The sequence below is a fragment of the Pseudoalteromonas sp. A757 genome, from assembly GCF_004103285.1.
In the GTDB taxonomy this organism is placed as follows: domain Bacteria; phylum Pseudomonadota; class Gammaproteobacteria; order Enterobacterales; family Alteromonadaceae; genus Pseudoalteromonas; species Pseudoalteromonas galatheae.
The window spans coordinates 123,448-142,053 of record NZ_QNQN01000069.1 but is presented as its reverse complement, the minus strand read 5'-3'; the positions used below and the strand labels follow the sequence as shown (position 1 = coordinate 142,053).

Sequence of the window (18,606 nt, the reverse complement as noted above, 5' to 3'; positions counted from 1 at the left end):
ACACCTTGTTATTCAAGCCTGAATTAGCCCCAGTGTAACTATGGTTTTTGACACTAAATTGACAGTAACTCCATGCTGACGGTTTTCATCAGCGGCTCTTTTCTACTCATATCGTAGTATCAATGCTGGTCGCATGCCTGCAGCTCTAAGGGCTAGAGCTGCCACTGTAAGCCAAGTGATCCCAACAACTATCAGTGCAGCAATGCCATATATCCACATCGCTTGATCGATTCGGTCATTGAAGTTCGCAAGCCACTCACCAACAAGCCAATAGGCAAGTGGGTACGCAATGGTCATGCTCACAGCAACTAAAGTCAGAAAGTCTCTTGCTAACATATTGACGATGCTCAGGCTTGATGCTCCTAGCACTTTACGCACAGCTACCTCTTTTTGCTTCTTTAACACAGTAAAAGACGTGAGACCAACCACACCTAATATCGCAAGACACAATGTGAGTAAGCTAAATGTTTGCACAATCTGAATAAAACGAACATCTTCGTTAAAGTTTGCGCTAAAGTTCGCCCCTAAATCCTCAATATCAGGCTCATAAATACCCAACCTTGAAGCGAGCAGCTGGGTAAGCTGTTGCGTCACATGTTGTTGTTTTGATTTATCGACTTCTATCAAAATAGCGGCGGTTGGCACTAGGCTGTACCCTGGTAACAGCATCGCCACAGAGTTATTGCGCTTAGCATCGCCAATTTGTATATCCTTCACCACTCCCACCACCGTCATATTTAACTTTCCACGACGCATGGTTTCTCCTACGATGTGCTGAGGTGAAGTGAAACCTGCTAACTTAGTAACAGATTCAGTGACGATAATACTAATAAAGCGCTCATTTCCTCGTTGTGTATACCAATCTGATGCGTACTTTGGTGCAAAATCCCGTCCTGCGATCAACTCCAAGCCGAGTTGCGATACGGCATTAAAACCAACACCTATACCTGCGATAGCCTCTGCTGACTCTTCACCATTTGGTAATATGGGGTTGAAACTGTATTGAATATCATGGGTTAAATCCGTATCAAGAGGGCCTGCCTGTTTCACTCCGTCAATATTTCGCACTGCATCTAGAAAAGGTGAGTGTGGACCAGCCAAGATAGCTTCTTTCGGTAACTCTCTTATGTATAAACGATTTTCCACGTTATAACCTGGTGATAAGGTTTGTAAAAAGCTGAGTTGCCGAGGTAGTGTTATTGCACCAATGATTAACGCGATGGCGACAATAAACTGAGACATAAGCAATATCTTTCGCAGCCATATTGCACCGCCAGATAACGAAGATTGGCCCGACAACATTAATTTCGGATTTAATTTTGAGAGATAGAGGGCAGGATAAATTCCAGCTAGCAAACTGACAATTAGTGATAACACCACCAGAAGCCCTCCTTGCCAACTGAAAAAAGTAAAATGAAGCGTTCTATCAACCAGATGATTAAAATTAGGTAAGCTCAACTCAATCATTGCTGCACTAACAATGAGTGTTACTAAAGCAACTACCAAAAATTCGCAAATAAATTGCCAGAATAACTGTGCTCTTGAAGCACCAAGTGACTTGCGGATCCCTACTTCTTTAATACGACAACCACTTTGCGCAATGCTCAAGTTAATAAAGTTGATGGCAGCGACGCTCAATAAAGCAAAACTGAGTATTACACTCACAGTGATGGCTTGAACATTTCCGCCAGCGCGCATCTCAGATAGCTCATCATGATATAGGTGCAGATCCACAAGGGGCGTTAAATTAATCGATAACACATCTTTTTCATCCCCTAGCACAAATAAATCCGTAACAGTCTGCTCCAGCTCTGGAATATTACTGGTGTTATTGAGACGTAAGTACACATAATGCATGTGCATATATAAGTTTTCGCTGGTCTTGTTGGTGTAAATCAGACTATCGAATGCAAAATGAGTATTAGGGGGCAGATCTTCAAAAACTGCAGCAACTGTGTATACACCCCCTTTATAATCTAAACGTTGTCCGACTACATCAAGGTGCCCAAACAAACGCATGGCTTCGGAGCGACTCAATACCAGTTGCTCCGGTGTACTCAACGCCTGTTCAATATTGCCCTCCAAGACGTCGAGGTCTATGAAACTCATGATATTACTTGAAGCAACATATAAATTATTTAACTGAAAAGACGTTTCACCAAAGCGGACATACCCTAGCGCAGGGTCATAATTTTTTGCACGAAATAACGCAAACACGTCGTCTACTTGTGCAAGGCCTTTCGCTTTTAGTAAACGGGGATAGTTAACGGTTGGAATAGTGCCAAGGCCTAGTGGTGAAAAGTCTACCTCGGCGCGATATACGCGTTCAGCACTTGGCTGAAATCGATCGAAGGATAGCTCATGCAAGGTGTAAAGTAATATCAAAAATGCAGCGGACACGCCCAATGAGAAACCCAAAACATTGAGGGCAAAGTGGAGTTTTTGTTTCTTCGCTACTCGTAACGCAGTACTTAAGTTGACAATCAACATTCTTCTTCCTTAAACGCAAGAAGCGGCCTCACTAGGCCGCGCAAAAGGTGTACTATTCATATCGTAGAATTAGTGACGGACGCGTACTCGCCGCTTTAAAAGCAAGGGTAGCGACGGTTAACCAAGTGATCCCAGCAACGACTAAAGCTGCAATACCGTATACCCACATCGCCTGCTCTATCCTATCGTTAAAGTTTGCGAGCCAGTCACCCACTAACCAATAGGTTACTGGGTACGCAATCGCGATACTGACTGCCACTAATGAAAGAAACTCTTTCGCTAGGATATTCACAATGCTCAAGCGTGATGCGCCCAAGACTTTGCGCACAGCCACTTCCTTTTGGCGGCGAGCAGTCGCAAAGGATGCCAGTCCAAAGGTTCCTAAACACGTCAGGAATACCGCAAGACCAGTAAAAATCAATACAACTAGAGAAACTCGCTCATCATCACGCAAAATCGCTTTATAATTATCTGACATGAGACTGATATTCGGCTCATAAAGGTTGGCGCTCTTAGCAAGAATCTCTATCACTTGATCTTGCACATAGGCTATGTTTTGAGCGCTTACCGTCATGATGATTTCACCCACCGTACTTTGACTAAATCCGCACAGAAAAATGATATTAGAGCTTGCGTCCTGGGCGTTCCCCACTTTTACATCAGCCACAACGCCCACAACTCGCATATTCAAACCGCGACCTTTGTCCAAAATAGTCTGGCCTATAATATCTTGGTAGTTTGAGAAACCAGCTTGCTTTGCAACCGTTTCAGTTATGATCGCCCCAACGTTAGTACCGTTACCATCTTGAGATGCCCAATCTGCAGCGTATGTACGGCTAAAGTCACGCCCTGCGAGTAATGTCAGCCCTAATCCTTCAACCAAATTAAAACCAGCGCCAATAGTCGGCGTGATCCCCTCTGATTGTTCTCCATTTGGCCACGTTGGTGAAACACTGCTATTGATTGATACAGTCAGTTTCGTATCGATGAAATTCAATGCTTCAACACCATCGATTGCTGTAAGTCTATTCATTAACACAGTGGGTTCTTTCGAAAAAATAGACTGTTTCGGTAAATCTGAGACCACAACGCGTTGCGCTGTTTCGTATCCCAGCGGTAAACCTTGCAGGTGTTTTAGCTGCTGTTGTAGCGTTACAGAGGCGATGATCAAAGCAATTGATAATGCAGCCTGAAAGGTCAGTAGACTTTTACGCACAAAGATTGCCGTATTTCCTCTTTGCAAATCACCACTGAGTACACGCTTTGCACTGAAAGATGAAATAAATAGTGCTGGATATAGCCCTGCACCAACACCAACAGCAATCGCCACAGCAATGACTGCAACGCTCAACATTGACATGTAATCGACAACTAATGCGCGATCCACAAGTTGATTAAAGCTCGGTAAACATAGCTCAACTAGAACGCATGCAATAATCATTGACAATAATGACACCAACACAGACTCAGCCAAAAACTGAATAACCAGTTGCAACTTGCTTGCACCGAGTGCCTTGCGCACACCAACTTCTTTAGCACGCTTTGCAGACTGCGCAATGGTCATATTAATAAAGTTAAAACCTGCGATAAGAATAAGAAGTACGCTCAACCCTGCACAGATAACGACAACCTGCTCAGTTCCTCCTGATTTCATCTCGAATGGTGATTTAGCAGTGAGGTGAAGATCACGTAATGGGTGTAGCTCAATAGCAAGCTTGCCTTTCATCGGGCCATCAAAGTATCTATCGGTAAATATTTGCGCAAGCTCAGGTACGTCTGTATTTTCGGTGAGCTTAAGATATACATAACTTGAGTTGATATCTAAATTAGATAAGTCGTGCTCAATATAAACTAAGCTTTTGAAGGAAAAGTGCGTATTTTCAGGCAAATCCTTAAATACAGCCCTCACGGTATATTGGCCGTCTTTGAATTCAAGTGTTTCCCCTTCAATATTAATCGTACCGAAAATTCGCAACGCTTCAGACTCATTTAACGCAATACTATTTGGCACACTCAAAGCGTTGCTCAAGTCACCAGTTAATATATCAACCTCAATAAAGTCTTGGATATTTGGGGTAGCCCCTAACACTTCTGTTAGCTTGTAGCCTTGGCCATTATGCTGAACATCGGTTTCAGCTTGATTTGTCCAGTCAACTTTTGTGAGTGCAAAAACAGACTCGATCTGACTATATTGCTCCATCTCTTTAGCGCGGGGGAAGTTAGAAATCGGTATTACAGCCAGCCCCAGCTTTGAATAGTCCTGTCCGATACGGTAAATACGCTCAGCATGAGGTTGCTGGCTATCGTAAGACAGTTCATTTTTTGCAAACAGTGCGACCAAAATTGCCGCAGCTAAGCCCACACTAAGCCCAACGACATTTAAAATAAAATGCTGTTTTTGCTGCTTAAATGTACGCAATGCCGTGATTAGGTAATTCGTTATCATTATGCTACCTCTACTTTTGGCGGTTGCCTCACCAAATTGGCTTTATCGAGCATTACTTGGCCATCGAGAAGGCGTACAAGCCTATCCGCGTATGACCCTTCTTTTTCTGAGTGCGTTACCATGATCACGGTTGTACCTTCGCGGTTTAGCTCGCGTAACATCGCCATGACTTCTTCGCCGTTTTTGGAGTCCAAGTTACCCGTTGGCTCATCCGCTAAGATAAGTTTAGGGTTAATAACCAGCGCTCTTGCAACCGCCACACGCTGCTGCTGACCACCAGAAAGCTGCTGTGGTAGATGATCGGCGCGATGATCGATGGCAACGCGCTTTAAAATCTGCTCTACACGCTGCTTACGTTCACTTTTTGAGATATTTTGGTATTGCAGCGGTAGCTCAACATTTTCAAACACCGTTAGCTCATCAATCAGGTTAAAACTTTGAAATACAAAACCAATAGACGCTTTACGTAGCTGTGAGAGCTGTTTTTCGCTATAGCCCGCAATGTCCGTGCCCGCAAACTCAAACTGCCCAGATGACGGTGAATCCAACATCCCTAAGATGGATAATAAAGTAGACTTACCACACCCAGACGGGCCCATGATGGCGACAAACTCGCCTTCATTGACGGTTAGGTTAATATCGTTTAGCGCAGTAGTTTCAACGTCTTGAGTACGAAATACACGGTTTAGGTTAGTTAGTTTTATCATTGTTATATCCTTAGAAATTGAGTTGTTGCGCTTTGTCGAAGTTACTGTAGCTTGAGGTGATCACTTGCTCACCTTGCGATAGCCCATCTAACACTTCGTAATAATCTTGATTCTTCTTGCCTAAGCGAATGTCACGGCGCTCGGCGGTTTTGCCATCACTTGCCAACACGTATACCCAATTACCGCCAGAGCTTGTAAAAAAGGCACCTCGCTTTAGCAATAAGGCATTTTCTTTGTTACCACCAAGCATAAGTTCTACATCTAGGCTTTGGCCGCGTTTGATGTCGCTAAGACCGCTTGGTAGCGCCACTTCTACCTGAAATTGAGATTGTGTTACACGGCTATCAATTTTGCTCACCTTGGCACTGACTAAGCCGCTGTCTAACATCACATTCACTGCCATATCCGGTTGTACTTGATTTAAATAAAACTCATCAAGGCGCACGATCAACTTGTATTCATTCGGAATGTCAATTTGGCCTAACCGCGCTCCTTTACTCTTTGACTCACCAATTTCAACATCCAACTCACTCAAATAACCCGATACCGGCGCTTTGATCAGTAGGTTTTCAAGGTTTTTACGGGCAAATTGCAAGTTTTTCTGTAGCATCTCAGCACTGTCTTCTAGCTGTTCGACTTGCACTTTACGAATAGAGTTTTCCTGCGTTTGGCGCTCTAACGTCAGCTCCTTTCGGGCCTTGTAATACTGTAAATCGTCCTCAATTTCAGATAGTCTGTCGGTTGCCAGTACGCCTTTCTCAACGAGTGGTTTAGATTGCTTATAACGGCGTTCCAAATGGCTAATTTGTAGGTCAATCTCCAGCAAGTCACGGCGTAGATTAAGCCGACTGGTTTCCATCGTCATTTGGGTGTTTCTCAGGAAGTTAAGTTGCTCTGTTACTTGTGCCTCACGGCTCATCACGTCTAACTGTAAACTGGTGTTACTCAATCTCACTAATGGCTGACCTGCCTCAACAAACTCACCCTGCTCCACCAAACGCTCTTCTACTTGGCCACCCGCGATGGTATCTAAGTAAATAGTGGTTTTTGGTACGACTTGACCACGCAAGCTTAGTGCGTCCACAAACGCTCCCTTGCTTACAGTACTCACCGTTAGGCTACTCAGCACGAGATTTTGACTACGACCTGAAGAGGCAGTGTTATTGAATGCCAATGCCGCTGCAGCAATGCTCAGTAGTACACCACCTGCCACCGCTTTTTTAAGATGTTTTTGTAATCCTGAACGCTCTATTTTCTTATCCATAATCACGCCTCTTGTTCTTAGTCAGTTAAATCGTTTTATCGAATATGCGTAACTAATATCAAGCACCGTGCCAAGATTTGTTTTTCATTAAAATACAATAAGTTAAATATAAAATCTTATATTTCAAGAATAGTCAGTGTCCGGAAATAGAACACATCAAAAATCACAAAGTGTCCATAAATGAACACTTTTCGTAGACGAAGTGTAAACGATTGCGGTACGCTAAAAGAAAAATAAAGCGATCAGGATATGAAGCAGGAAGGCACCATATTAATTGTCGACGACAACAGCGATATATTAATTGCAGCAAAGCTTTTGCTAAAAAAGCATTATCAAACCATCATCACCACAGATAACCCCTTTGATATAGAAGCGCAGATTACATCGCAGCAAATAGATGTGATCTTGCTCGACATGAACTTTAGCCAAGATGCCATTAGTGGCAAAGAGGGCTTTTATTGGTTAAAGAAAATTGTCAAACAAGACCCAAGTATCGTGGTGCTGTTAATGACCGCTTATGGCGATATTCAACTTGCTGTCGATGCGATAAAAGCAGGTGCCGCCGACTTTATCGCTAAGCCGTGGCAAAATGACCAACTACTCGGTGCGGTTGCCGCCGCATTTGCCCATGCCAAAGACAAGCAGCAAGTTGGTAAGCTCACTCGTCAGGCACAAGGGTTAAATCAGGCACTCAATCAATCTAGTGGTAGCCATCAATTTGCCTTTCTAGGCCAAAGCCAGGTAATGCAAAAGGTGTTTAGTACTATAGAACGCGCAGCACTCACTGATGCCAACATTTTGATCACTGGCGAAAGTGGCACGGGCAAAGAGCTTGCAGCCCACGCCATTCATCAGGCGAGTATGCGCCACGACAAGACCTTTATCAGCTTAGACATGGGCGCTATCTCCGAAAGTTTGTTTGAAAGCGAACTATTTGGTCATAAAAAAGGGGCGTTTACCGATGCGAAAAGCGATAAGGTCGGTCGCTTTGAGCTTGCACACGAAGGGAGTTTGTTTTTGGACGAATTGGGCAACCTACCAATGAACCAACAAACAACGCTACTTGCAGCGCTACAAAATCGACAAGTCACTCCTGTGGGCGGCAATAAGCCCATTTCAGTGGACATACGACTTATCTGTGCCACCAACGACAATCTGCAACAAGCGGTTGATGAAGGTCGTTTTAGGCAAGATTTATTATATCGGATCAATACCATAGAGATCCGTCTGCCACCGCTTCGCGAACGTGCCGACGATATTCCACTGCTCGTAAACTACTACCTAGAGCACTTTTGCCACAAGTATAAAAGGCAGCTTGAGGTAAATAGCAGCGACATGCAGTGTTTACAAACCTATCCGTGGCCGGGTAATGTCAGAGAGCTCGCACATGCTATCGAGCGTGCGGTGATCTTAAGTGAAACCGAGTTTTTAGATATCAGTACTGTAATTGGTACTAACCACTCGGCGGCGCAAGCCGGTAAGGAGGATACCTCGGACCCCAATGCACTCATTTTTGAGGGTACTTTCAACCTTGAAGAGATTGAGCAACGTACGGTGCGTGCAGCGCTCAAGCATTATCAAGGCAATGTCTCAAACGCAGCCAAAGCGCTCGGGTTAACCGAGGGGCAATGTATCGTCGCTTAGAAAAGTACGATTTGTAGGAAGGAAAGAAATGACCCGCCTCGCTCACCACCCCACTCTTGTTTTTTTCTTTACTATCATTGGCCTAGTAATTTCCAGTAGCCTCTCGCTATATTTGTATATACAAGGTGGATTTTCGGCAACTTGGCTGCTGTTCACCCTTATTACCATCGCGTTTATTTCAACCTTATACTTCCAATTTAACAAGCAAAACAAGCATATGGGTTTTGTACTTAAGTCTTTAGCCAATGGCGATAGCTCCTTAGGATTAAGCCAACATCACCCCATGCGGCAGCACTTAGAAGAGATAAAAACGCGGATCCAAAGCGCACGGTTGAGCGCCGAGCAGCAGGCTCACTTTTTACAAACCTTGTTAGTGCATATCGACTTAGCGGTTTTGGTGCTCGACAGCGAGGGGAAGGTTATAGAGTCAAATCCAGCGGTAACCCGGCTACTCGGTAAACCCATTAATCACAGCGAAGATTTAGAAGATATCGCACCACTGGTTAATGAATGCGATAACAGTTTGAAAACGATAGCAAATTGGCAGTATGGCGAACAACAAGATAACTTGTCTATACAAATAACATCAGCGCAGATCCAAGGGCAAATTCGTAAAATTGTCACCTTACAATCTATTCGAGATGCTTTACAAAATAAAGAGCAGCAAGCCTATAAACGCCTCACCAAAGTGCTTACGCACGAAGTCGCTAACTCTATCACCCCTCTGTCATCCATTGCCCAAACCTGTGAAGGGCTACTGCCCAGCACACTAAGTTTTGACGATGAAGAAGACAAACAAGACCTAGCTTTAGCGTTGCAAACGCTGGCAAAACGCACTGAATATTTAGGTGCATTTATCGCCCGTTTCCGAAAAGTCAGCAACTTACCAAGCCCAGTGTTGCAACCTGCCCAGCTTGCGCCGCTTGTAGAGGGTATTTATCAGTTACATCAACAAAGCTGTCATCAAGCAAACATAGACTTACAGCTTGATATTAGCCACTCTCAACTGGTGATGTTAGATACAGCTCAGATTGAGCAAGTGCTTATTAACTTAACCAAAAATGCCATTGAGGCGGTCCGGCAAAACAATGACTCAAGTCAGCAAAACGCGCGCCAAGTGGTGTTGAAAACTGGAGCAAATAACGCAGGCCAGCACTATATAGAAATAAGCGATAATGGCCCTGGCATTGCCGAGCATGTCGTCGACATGATTTTCGTACCGTTTTTTACCACTAAACAGCAAGGCTCTGGGATCGGTTTAAGCCTCTCGAGACAAATCATGATTAATCATGGCGGCGACTTAATTTACCTTCAGCGCGAGCAAGGCGCCTGCTTTAGATGTGTATTTGGTTAACTAACCTGAGCCATGGGTAAGGCACAGCTTACCTTTAGTTCAAGGTAAATAAGACGACAGGCCAAATCATCCTTGAGGATTTGTGAACTTATAAAAAGTCGGTAAACTAACAGTATCTAATTTAGGGAAAAGTTCGTGCACACCGTATATAAACCTATTCTTACTATTACTGGAGTTGGCTGGACCGCCGTCATCATATTTTTAACCGCAATCGACTTACTGCACGATTGGGTTGAGATAGAAAGTGAGCGGCTGAATAACCCGATCTGGTGGGCCTTGCAGGAATGGGGGCTTTGGTATATTTACACGCCAATTCTCTTCTTATGGCTAAATAAACTCAGCCAACAGAATAAGGTATATTGGCGCAATTACCTTGTTTGCTGCTCGGTTTTATTCGTACTGAGCATGTCTATACAAGCTGGGTTCGACTATCTCGTTTATCGCGATGATATTCCCTATACCTTGTATTATTTTGCGCCATTACATCCGCTGGTGATCTACGTCTGCTTTATGATTTGGCACAAGTTTATCCGTATTGAAAGCAACGAAGAAAACAATAGCATCGCGATAAATCAACGTTTGCTTGTGGATTTAGGCGGCGATAAGTCATTTGTACAGATCAAAGACATAGTGCACATAGTGGCTGCTAAAAACTATGTTGAAATTCATACCGAGTCACACCAATACCTCAAACGAGCAACCCTATCTCAGTTTGAAGCCATGCTGCCCACCGATCTATTTGTGCGCACCCACCGCTCTTATTTAGTTAATCTGGCCTATGTTGAGCGTATCATCACCAAAGCGTCAGGTAATGCCATCATCAAGTTATCAACGGGCGCGCAAATTAGCTTGAGTAAAGGCTATAAGAAGGCTTTGAAGTCACGCTTTGATACGCTTTCTCAGGCTGCATAACACCAGCGAGCGACGTGAACCCGCTTACGGTGTCCCGTCGATCCGTCCCATAGAACCACCTTACGTACCTAATAATTTGTTTTATCTGCTTTTTTATTTTTAATAGCGCAATGGAGAGCTTTTTATTCACAGAGGAACAATGACACGATTTCATCCCTCCACGGCGGCCTATTACGCTTTAATGAGCGTCATAAGTAGCAGCGTTTACGCCAATATGGATAACTTAAAACCGAGTGTTTACACTGGAAATTCTTTGCAACAATTTGCTGCACAAGATGTACTTGCAGTCATAGAGCGCTTACCGTCATTCACACTCTTAGAGCAAAATGGTGAGCGCGGTCTCGGTGGTAGTTCAGCCAATATTTTATTAAATGGTATGGAGATCCGCGTAAAGTCCGGGTCGGTCTCGGAGTATCTAAAACAACTTCCCGTTGATCAAATTACTGCGCTAGAAGTTTATCTAAGCCACCACCCATTCCCTTCACTTAAGCAATATAATCAAGTTGTTAACGTCATTCGTGATGAAAAAACCAATGCCTATAATTGGCAACTAGGTAGCACACTCAACGCCAGCTCCTCGATTGGCATCACGGCAATGGCAGGGTTTATCTTACCTAAAGGGCAGTGGACGCATAGTGGCCATATTCAAGCTCAGGATGAGCCATTTAAAAGTACCAATAAAGGTCAACTGTTTGCGTCTAGTAATACTCTCGAGGAAAAGAGCGAAGAAACATTTAGAGAGCAAAGTGAGCGAATAACACTCTCACTTACCAGCCACAAAACCATGCAGGATGGCGCCCTAACGCTCAATGTTCAGGCTGTAAAAGACAACTTGCAGTCGCAATACGAATGGCTGTACCGCACACCAACTTCATCCAGCGATATTGAATCTGCGTTTTCGCAAGAGCGCGATAAAACAGACACAACCGAAATGTCTATCGATAGACAGTGGCAAGGTCAGCGCTGGAGCACACAGCTTACAGGCTACTACTCAAAACAAAAGAATGAGTTACACATGCTTGATGGTCTCTCTGCGCAACTTTCAACACCGAGCTTTACACAGTATAAGCGTACTGACGAGCGAGTAATTCGCCTGATGGTAAACGACACTGTCTCGGAGTATGGTCTTGAGGCCAGTATTAATCGAGTAAATGCCAACACACTATTACCCAAGGAGCAGTTACACAGCACGATAAAAGAGCTAAGTCTTGAGCCCTTTGCTGCTTTTACTTGGTCGCTTTCACCCAAATGGCGGTTATACAGCAAACTGGCAGCCGAGCAGGCTACACTTTCGACCAATAGCAGTAAGAGTGAAGATATTCAGCACCTCATCGCCAAGCCGCTGGTGCGATTAAATTATGACGCGACAAAAAGCACTCAGTTTACAACCACCTTAAAGCATGAGGTGGAACAGCTCGATTTTTCACTTTTTTTACCTGAGCTCAACGCAGGATTTGGCCGCTTACAGTTTGGCAACCTTGAAATAAAGCCTATGCAGTACACTGAACTTGCGCTGCAAATTGATATTGAAGAAGGTGAAATATGGCGTTTTAACGTTAAACCTTTTTATCAGTGGCAAAAAGATGTGCATGAATATCAGCAAGATAATCGAGGTGAAAGCATAATTGCAAATGCCGGGGATGCCACACTTTGGGGGCTAGATGGTGCAGTTAATCTAGACTTATCAAGCTGGATCAACAACAGCCAGATCAATCTTGATTATAGTTATCGAGACGCATCATACCGTGACATACTCACAGGCAAGCGTGCGATTAACGGAACTGTTCCACATAGGGCTAGCATGCAATTTCGACAAGGTTTTAGCCGTTTTTCTTGGAGCATAGAGATTTCCAGTGGGGATAGTTATCGCGAATATTACCCAGACGAGCAATTTATTGAATCAGGCTCATTGCAATTGACTTTGCAAGCGCAACTTCAAGTAAGCCAGCGAGTTAAGCTCAACCTAGAAGCTTCGCCACTAACGTCTAGATACGAATATCGACGCCTGTATCACAACGCCTCACGGGCGGGTAGCGTAAGCGCCGTGGAAACGATTCGTGAGCGTGTGCCACCGGAGTTTGCGTTTACGCTCAGTGGTAGTTGGTAGGCAGATACTAATCGTGCCTATTAGCCCCACTTTTATTGCCTCACTGTTATTTTGTTTTGGCCGTGTTAGACATCATGGTGTTATTACGTGAAACGATTTATTTTAGTTTGCAACTAGATTACAACTTTCATCTTTCTTGGTTTGAACTTATCTATGAATATCAAAAAGATGCTTTGAGCTTGGTGTTCTTTATTGCCGTTATAACTGGTTATCGATTTAGTATTTCTCATATACTTGGCGAAGCACGCCCAATAACACAACGAAGCGATGAAGATGAAATACCATTAATGTCTCTAAGGTTGTGAGTATTACGCCGCTCGCCAGTGGTGACAGTGAAATCGCATTGCAAAGTGAGAAAGTATTAACACTCTCGAGAACCTATAAAACACGATTTAAGCAACAACTACGCCTTGAGTAAGTGAGCAGACGCAATTACCAAGTAACCGAGTGTTATTGCGTTAATTCCATTAATCAATGCTAAATGCTGTAACGCTAAAGTTCATTTTGTATCCATTTCATCGCTCTACACTACACAGCCGCAACAGGTAAGGTGCCTATTTTTGCATTTGCACCGAATTTATATACAATCTTATGCGGTTCAGATGCCTCATTGGACTGCATAATAAAAGGATAATAAAAAAGGCTCTATGAAAAACCTCATCACTCCATTACTTGCAGCAATTTTGCTTCTAAATGGCTGTAGCCAAATACAGCAACCTCAACAGGATGAACCTACGCCAGATAACTCCGTGCGACCTGTCGTAAACAAACCAAAAAATACAGTCAAAGACGAAGCTGAAACCGTAGTTAAAGCATCGTATGATCCACTCGCTACAGATGATTTGTGGCTACGTATTAAAGATCAGCTCAGCTTTGCCGACTCCAACGATAAGCGTGTAAAACAACGGATTGATTGGTATCTCAAGCATCCAAATTATATGGATACCATCAGTGAACGAGCAGCGCCGCTACTTTATTACTTAGTGGAAGAAGTCGAAAAGCGTGATATGCCAATTGAACTTGCGTTGATGCCACTAATTGAAAGCGATTTTAATACCCACGCCTACTCTCACAAGCACGCTTCAGGCTTGTGGCAACTAACGCCGCTAATTGCTAAGCATTATGGCGCCAAGATCAACGCTTGGTATGATGGTCGCCAAGATATCGTAGACTCGACTCGCGTCGCATTGGACTTTTTGCAATATCTCCACAAACGTTTTGATGGCGATTGGTATCATGCCATTGCCGCTTACAACACGGGTGAAGGTAGAGTGCTTGCGGCTATTGAACGTAATAAAAAAGCAGGTAAACCAACTGACTTTTTTCATTTGAAGTTACCGCGCCAAACAAGCCACTACGTACCAAAGCTACTTGCGGCATCACAGCTGCTAAAGCATGACTTGATGAAGTTTCCTAAGATCCCTAATCGCTCGCTAATCAGCGTTATTAAACTCGAACAGCAAGCCATTTTATCTGATCTTAAAGGCTGGAAAGAGGTCGAAGTATTGAACCCAGGCTATGCACGTTTTCCTGCATTACTCGGTGGTCCTGAGCATATTGTCGTCCCCACCGCGCGCGTATCAGAGTGGCAAACCATGCTCACAGACTTACCAAAAATGCCCGCAGATACATGGCAACATTATACAATTCGCCGCGGAGACTCTCTCAGCACTATTGCAAAGCGCTACTCGCTAACCGTCGCCGAGTTAAAAGCCTTTAATCAATTAAAGAGTGACCGTATTCGTGCAGGGAAAAAGCTAATTTTGCCCATACTAGCTGACAAACAACTAGACTATAAGATAAAACACGGCGATAGTTTATGGCGCATTGCGAAACAATTTAATGTCAGCGTCACAAAGCTAAAGCAATGGAATCAGCTATCGACAGATAGATTGAAAATTGGAGATACGTTACTGGTATTTCTGTCGCCTTAAAGCGTAATATCATTTGGATAAATATGTCAGACCATAATAATAACTCTCACTCTGAAGATGTTACCGAAGAGAGACTCACGGAGCGAGTGCGCCCGCCAGCACCGAGCTCAAGACAAGCGAGAGGTAGTTTTAAACTCTCTCGCTCTAAAATGAACACCATTTTAGCCTTATGCGCTATGTTTATCTCAGCAGCGTCGTTTTATGCCACTTATCTGCAAGCCAAGGCTGCTCAAGAGCAGGTTTCCGCGGCCGAAAAGCAGCTAAAAACTGAAACCTGGCCTTGGCTACAGTTTAGCTATAGCAACTTTGATCTAGACTCCACTCAAGCAACGATTAGAGTAGACATCCGTAACTCGGGGACCGGGCCTGCCATAATCCACTACATTAAGTACGAGTTTGATGGCGAAAATTACTTTGATGTAACCGAGCTTATGGACGCTTGCTGCAACCTTAACGCCTATCAAGCAGCGCTTAGAGATGCCCAAGACGAAGAATCAAATATCAATTATCTAAAAAAGTTTGGTTGGTATGTTTCCAGTGCACCACAAAAAATCTTGCTAGCAGATGGTGACACTTTCAACATCTTCACTATGCCAAAAAGTAATTTTAACCGTGGCTTATGGGATAAAATAGATGCCCATAAAATGAATTTTAAGGCAGAGGCCTGCTACTGTTCTATACTAAAACAGTGCTATACCACAAATGAAAAAGCAGTGATCACTGAGGTACCTAGTTGTTCAATGACACCGATAAATTCTATCAGCGAGTAATCACGCACCTCATGCAGTTTGAAGGTGAAGTGCTACATTTGTACCTAGATGTGAATGCCAATCCAACGATTGGTGTTGGCTTTCACATGCAAAGTGTTGAGCAATTCTGCCAATTACCAATGCGAGATAGGCGCTCCAAACGCTCTGCAACACTACAACAAAAGCGCGATGAATATCGCAATATAAAGTACAAGCCAAGCGGCTACAAAGCTTCTTGGTATGCTCAACATACCGAGCTAACGTTGTCGCCCAAGGCCTCTAAAAAGTACCTCATAGAGCAGATTAAAGAATTTGAGCGGCACTTAATCCATTTTTTTGCCAAGCAAGATGCTGGCAGCATTCCTTATCAACTATTACCGACGCCCGCTAAGATTGCGTTGCTGGATATGGCTTATAACCTTGGTACCAGTAAGTTATTTTTGGCCTTTCCTAATTTGATTAAAGCCGTCAGCGCACAAGATTGGCACAGCGCAAGTAAAGAGTGTAGCCGTCTACATATTAGCCCAGCACGAAACGAAGCCACCAAAAAGCTATTCCTCAAGTGCGATAAATACAAACGCTATCAACTGACTTGGTTCGAAACTTTGGTTAAAAGGCTAAAGCGTTGGTTATCTTAAAGGTCAGTTCAGAAAAAAGGACTCAATAGGGTCGTAAATCAAGCCATGCTCATTGCGGTGAGAGTGATAGAGGTGAAATTTTTTTACCGTCAGCGAAAAGGGCTCTATTGGCTTTGCCACAGTCGGCTCTGGCTTACAATTTCTAAATAGCGTGATATGTGGAGAGAACGGATGCGGGTTATGATAGAGGTCGCATTTTTCTCCAAAAGCCCGTAATGGATTGGCGAGATCAAGCAAAGCTTGTGGTTTTTGTTCGGGCTTAAAGTAAAAAATGCCATTGTGTTGCCAGTAGCCATAGTCACTAAAGGTGAGTGCAAATTTAGGCACAGATAAACTACTGGCAAAATCACAAAGCTCAGCAACTTTTGATTCCTCCACCATGGCAAGAAACGCCAGTGTAAGATGCCAATTACTTGGTTGTGTATTGGCTTTACTGGCACTCACGCTATCCACCAGCCACTGACCGATATGTGCTCGAGTGTCGTCATCCATGCCAATACCAAAAAATAATCGCTTTTGCATCTTACACCTTTACCTTAAGGCTTAATAAACTAAGGCTTAACTAACCGTTTCCCTACTAAAGTTAGCATAACCCCAGCAGAGAAGCATAATAAGCCAACAAATTGCAACCAGGCGTTTTCTACACGCTCACTAAATTTAGGGCCTTGAAAACGATAGTGCCTTCTACCATCGGTTAACGATTCGGTATAAGCGCCCCCTTTATAGTCTGAGAAAAATACCGTTTTTTTGTCTAAACGTTTCGCCATGGCAAGCTGAACTTGCTCAAAAAACTCACGGTCACCATTCTTACTATGAGGAACGAGATATGCGTGCCATTTGTTGTATAACTCAACGGGCTCGCCAGCTTGCAATACACCCTGAGATTCATACTCAAACAGTTTTTCACTAAAAAATATCTGTTTGTAGCCACTCCAAAATAACCCGACACCAAGAGACACTAGCAAAATAGCTAATACCGCAAGTTGCTTATATTGCTTTTGTTTTGATTGTTGGTGTTGCTTATACCAATATTCGATGTCTGGTATTTGACTTAGTTCTTCACGCTTTCCTTGTGTTGAAAGGGTTTGCATACACTCGTCTAAAGATAAATTCAGCGCCGTTAGTAACTTTCTAAATACCTCGTTAGAAGGCACAGACTTGTCGTTTTCTAGTTTAGATAAATAGCTTTGCTCAACACACATTTGCTCCGCTAACTGGGGTTGGCTCAAGCCTTTTTGTGTCCGGATCTGTTTTATAAAGTGTCCTAGTGTCATCACGGTCATCCTCGTTTATTGTTGTTGTGACCCGGCACATTCTTGGCAATTCCTTGATAAATACCAAGTTGAATATTCAGGAATAAGCATGAATATCATAGCATTACGAAATATTCATGGTTTGAATTGGAGTTTTGATTAAAACGTATAATAAACAAGCCCACGTTCAGATCAATACAATGCCTTTTGGTGCAGCCGTGCGCGAAACTCACTAGGCGTGCACGCCTTCAACGCTTGAAAACGACGATTAAAGTTAGAAATATTATTAAAACCACATTGATCCGATATCACACTAATGGGAGAAGCTGAGCTAATTAATAGTTTACAGGCCTTGGCAATACGCAGCTGATTGATAAATTCCGTCACAGTACGCTCCGTGCGCTTTTTAAAGAAACGATGAAAGTGATTGGTGCTCATGTGCACTTGCTGTGCAAGCTCATCGGCGCTTAATTTGTCGGTGTAATTGTCATAGATATAGGCAATGACCCGGTCGAACTTGTCTTTCGCAGGATCATGGCGGGCGTCAAAGCGAAAGCCGCTACTGGCTAAATGTTGATAGTTCGATGTCGTCATCCGCGTTAGCATTTCGAGCAAAAGCACAAAGCGCATTAACGGCTCGGCATCCGCGATTTGCTCGAACCACTTTTTCGCTTGTCTTGCGACTTCCACAGGAAATTTGACGCCACGGCGCGCAGCATTTAACAATTCAGATAAGCCTTGTAATTCAGGGTGCTGAGCCACTAAAGACTCCAACCAGTGCGCAGGTATTTGTGCAACATGGACAACATGAGCGGAGTGATCGGGATTCGGTTTTGACTGCCAAGTATGTGGTAAGTCAGGCCCTAGGATAACCAAATCCAAGTCTTCGTAAGGGGCAATATGATCACCCACATGACATACACCGACACTGTTGAGCGTCAAACAAATCTCATATTCCGGATGATAGTGCCAATTAAAGGGAATTTCGGGCAATTGATACAGACAATAACGCCATGAGCATCCAGGGGATGGCAGAACTTTCTCGTACATCGCGCGCATAGCAATTTCCTTTTACATTAATAAACTTATTTAAAATCGGTATGTTATA

General features: G+C 43.6%; 14 protein-coding genes and 1 pseudogene. 8 read left to right on the top strand and 7 right to left on the bottom strand.

The genetic code is table 11. The features are described from left to right. Positions 1 to 102: 102 nt before the first annotated feature. Genes DRB05_RS12440 through DRB05_RS12425 form a run of 4 tightly spaced genes read right to left on the bottom strand, consistent with a single transcriptional unit; the run spans position 103 to position 6,907 of the window. A complete protein-coding gene (locus DRB05_RS12440) occupies positions 103 to 2,490 on the bottom strand; it encodes an ABC transporter permease (RefSeq protein WP_128727229.1) in 2,388 nt (795 codons plus the stop codon). Positions 2,491 to 2,542: 52 nt separating this feature from the next. Then, positions 2,543 to 4,936, bottom strand: a complete 2,394-nt coding sequence (locus tag DRB05_RS12435; RefSeq protein ID WP_128727228.1) for an ABC transporter permease — start codon at positions 4,934 to 4,936, stop codon at positions 2,543 to 2,545. Continuing rightward, entirely contained in the window at positions 4,936 to 5,643 is a 708-nt protein-coding gene (locus DRB05_RS12430) for an ABC transporter ATP-binding protein (RefSeq protein WP_128727227.1), read from the bottom strand. The genes DRB05_RS12435 and DRB05_RS12430 overlap by 1 nt, the downstream gene beginning before the upstream one ends. 10 nt (positions 5,644 to 5,653) lie before the next feature. Next, on the bottom strand, positions 5,654 to 6,907 hold the full coding sequence (locus tag DRB05_RS12425; protein WP_128727226.1) for an efflux RND transporter periplasmic adaptor subunit: 1,254 nt from the start codon (positions 6,905 to 6,907) through the stop codon (positions 5,654 to 5,656). Positions 6,908 to 7,156: 249 nt separating this feature from the next. On the opposite strand from DRB05_RS12425, the pseudogene DRB05_RS12420 reads away from it, so the two are divergent. From DRB05_RS12420 to DRB05_RS12385, 8 genes and pseudogenes are all read left to right on the top strand, one after another. Next, a pseudogene (locus tag DRB05_RS12420) lies at positions 7,157 to 8,568 on the top strand (sigma-54 dependent transcriptional regulator). Positions 8,569 to 8,579: 11 nt separating this feature from the next. Next, positions 8,580 to 9,905: an ATP-binding protein gene (locus tag DRB05_RS12415; RefSeq protein ID WP_128727225.1), complete on the top strand. Its 1,326-nt coding sequence runs from the start codon at positions 8,580 to 8,582 to the stop codon at positions 9,903 to 9,905. A gap of 135 nt (positions 9,906 to 10,040) precedes the next feature. After that, positions 10,041 to 10,817, top strand: coding sequence for a LytTR family DNA-binding domain-containing protein (locus DRB05_RS12410; RefSeq protein WP_128727224.1), 777 nt, complete (start codon positions 10,041 to 10,043; stop codon positions 10,815 to 10,817). Between the two features lie 181 nt (positions 10,818 to 10,998). Continuing rightward, positions 10,999 to 12,924 (top strand): TonB-dependent receptor, encoded by a 1,926-nt coding sequence (locus DRB05_RS12405; RefSeq protein WP_240036241.1) that lies wholly within the window; start codon positions 10,999 to 11,001, stop codon positions 12,922 to 12,924. Positions 12,925 to 12,980: 56 nt separating this feature from the next. Then, positions 12,981 to 13,229, top strand: a complete 249-nt coding sequence (locus DRB05_RS22985; protein ID WP_239966072.1) for a hypothetical protein — start codon at positions 12,981 to 12,983, stop codon at positions 13,227 to 13,229. Between the two features lie 342 nt (positions 13,230 to 13,571). Then, the gene (locus DRB05_RS12395; RefSeq protein WP_128727222.1) at positions 13,572 to 14,858 is read left to right on the top strand and encodes a LysM peptidoglycan-binding domain-containing protein; all 1,287 of its coding nucleotides are present in this window, start codon (positions 13,572 to 13,574) and stop codon (positions 14,856 to 14,858) included. Positions 14,859 to 14,881: 23 nt separating this feature from the next. Further along, positions 14,882 to 15,628, top strand: a complete 747-nt coding sequence (locus DRB05_RS12390; protein WP_128727221.1) for a hypothetical protein — start codon at positions 14,882 to 14,884, stop codon at positions 15,626 to 15,628. Between the two features lie 11 nt (positions 15,629 to 15,639). After that, the gene (locus tag DRB05_RS12385) at positions 15,640 to 16,245 is read left to right on the top strand and encodes a hypothetical protein (protein ID WP_128727220.1); all 606 of its coding nucleotides are present in this window, start codon (positions 15,640 to 15,642) and stop codon (positions 16,243 to 16,245) included. Positions 16,246 to 16,248: 3 nt separating this feature from the next. Here the strand turns inward: DRB05_RS12385 and thpR are convergent, their stop codons facing one another. The 3 genes from thpR to DRB05_RS12370 all read right to left on the bottom strand — a co-directional run bounded on the left by thpR (position 16,249) and on the right by DRB05_RS12370 (position 18,557). Beyond that, on the bottom strand, positions 16,249 to 16,767 hold the full coding sequence (gene thpR / locus DRB05_RS12380) for an RNA 2',3'-cyclic phosphodiesterase (protein WP_128727219.1): 519 nt from the start codon (positions 16,765 to 16,767) through the stop codon (positions 16,249 to 16,251). Between the two features lie 29 nt (positions 16,768 to 16,796). Then, on the bottom strand, positions 16,797 to 17,519 hold the full coding sequence (locus tag DRB05_RS12375; RefSeq protein WP_128727218.1) for a helix-turn-helix domain-containing protein: 723 nt from the start codon (positions 17,517 to 17,519) through the stop codon (positions 16,797 to 16,799). A gap of 171 nt (positions 17,520 to 17,690) precedes the next feature. Continuing rightward, the gene (locus tag DRB05_RS12370) at positions 17,691 to 18,557 is read right to left on the bottom strand and encodes an AraC family transcriptional regulator (protein ID WP_128727217.1); all 867 of its coding nucleotides are present in this window, start codon (positions 18,555 to 18,557) and stop codon (positions 17,691 to 17,693) included. Positions 18,558 to 18,606: the final 49 nt, after the last annotated feature.

Bases quoted from the DNA above. Each gene is read 5' to 3' on its own strand.
- DRB05_RS12425 (WP_128727226.1), bottom strand. From the start codon at position 6,907: ATGGATAAGAAAATAGAGCGTTCAGGATTACAAAAACATCTTAAAAAA.
- DRB05_RS12370 (WP_128727217.1), bottom strand. From the start codon at position 18,557: ATGCGCGCGATGTACGAGAAAGTTCTGCCATCCCCTGGATGCTCATGG.
- DRB05_RS12385 (WP_128727220.1), top strand. From the start codon at position 15,640: ATGCAGTTTGAAGGTGAAGTGCTACATTTGTACCTAGATGTGAATGCC.
- DRB05_RS12405 (WP_240036241.1), top strand. From the start codon at position 10,999: ATGAGCGTCATAAGTAGCAGCGTTTACGCCAATATGGATAACTTAAAA.
- DRB05_RS12435 (WP_128727228.1), bottom strand. From the start codon at position 4,936: ATGATAACGAATTACCTAATCACGGCATTGCGTACATTTAAGCAGCAA.
- DRB05_RS12440 (WP_128727229.1), bottom strand. From the start codon at position 2,490: ATGTTGATTGTCAACTTAAGTACTGCGTTACGAGTAGCGAAGAAACAA.
- DRB05_RS12395 (WP_128727222.1), top strand. From the start codon at position 13,572: ATGAAAAACCTCATCACTCCATTACTTGCAGCAATTTTGCTTCTAAAT.
- DRB05_RS12415 (WP_128727225.1), top strand. From the start codon at position 8,580: ATGACCCGCCTCGCTCACCACCCCACTCTTGTTTTTTTCTTTACTATC.
- DRB05_RS12390 (WP_128727221.1), top strand. From the start codon at position 14,882: ATGTCAGACCATAATAATAACTCTCACTCTGAAGATGTTACCGAAGAG.
- DRB05_RS12375 (WP_128727218.1), bottom strand. From the start codon at position 17,519: ATGACACTAGGACACTTTATAAAACAGATCCGGACACAAAAAGGCTTG.
- DRB05_RS12430 (WP_128727227.1), bottom strand. From the start codon at position 5,643: ATGATAAAACTAACTAACCTAAACCGTGTATTTCGTACTCAAGACGTT.
- thpR (WP_128727219.1), bottom strand. From the start codon at position 16,767: ATGCAAAAGCGATTATTTTTTGGTATTGGCATGGATGACGACACTCGA.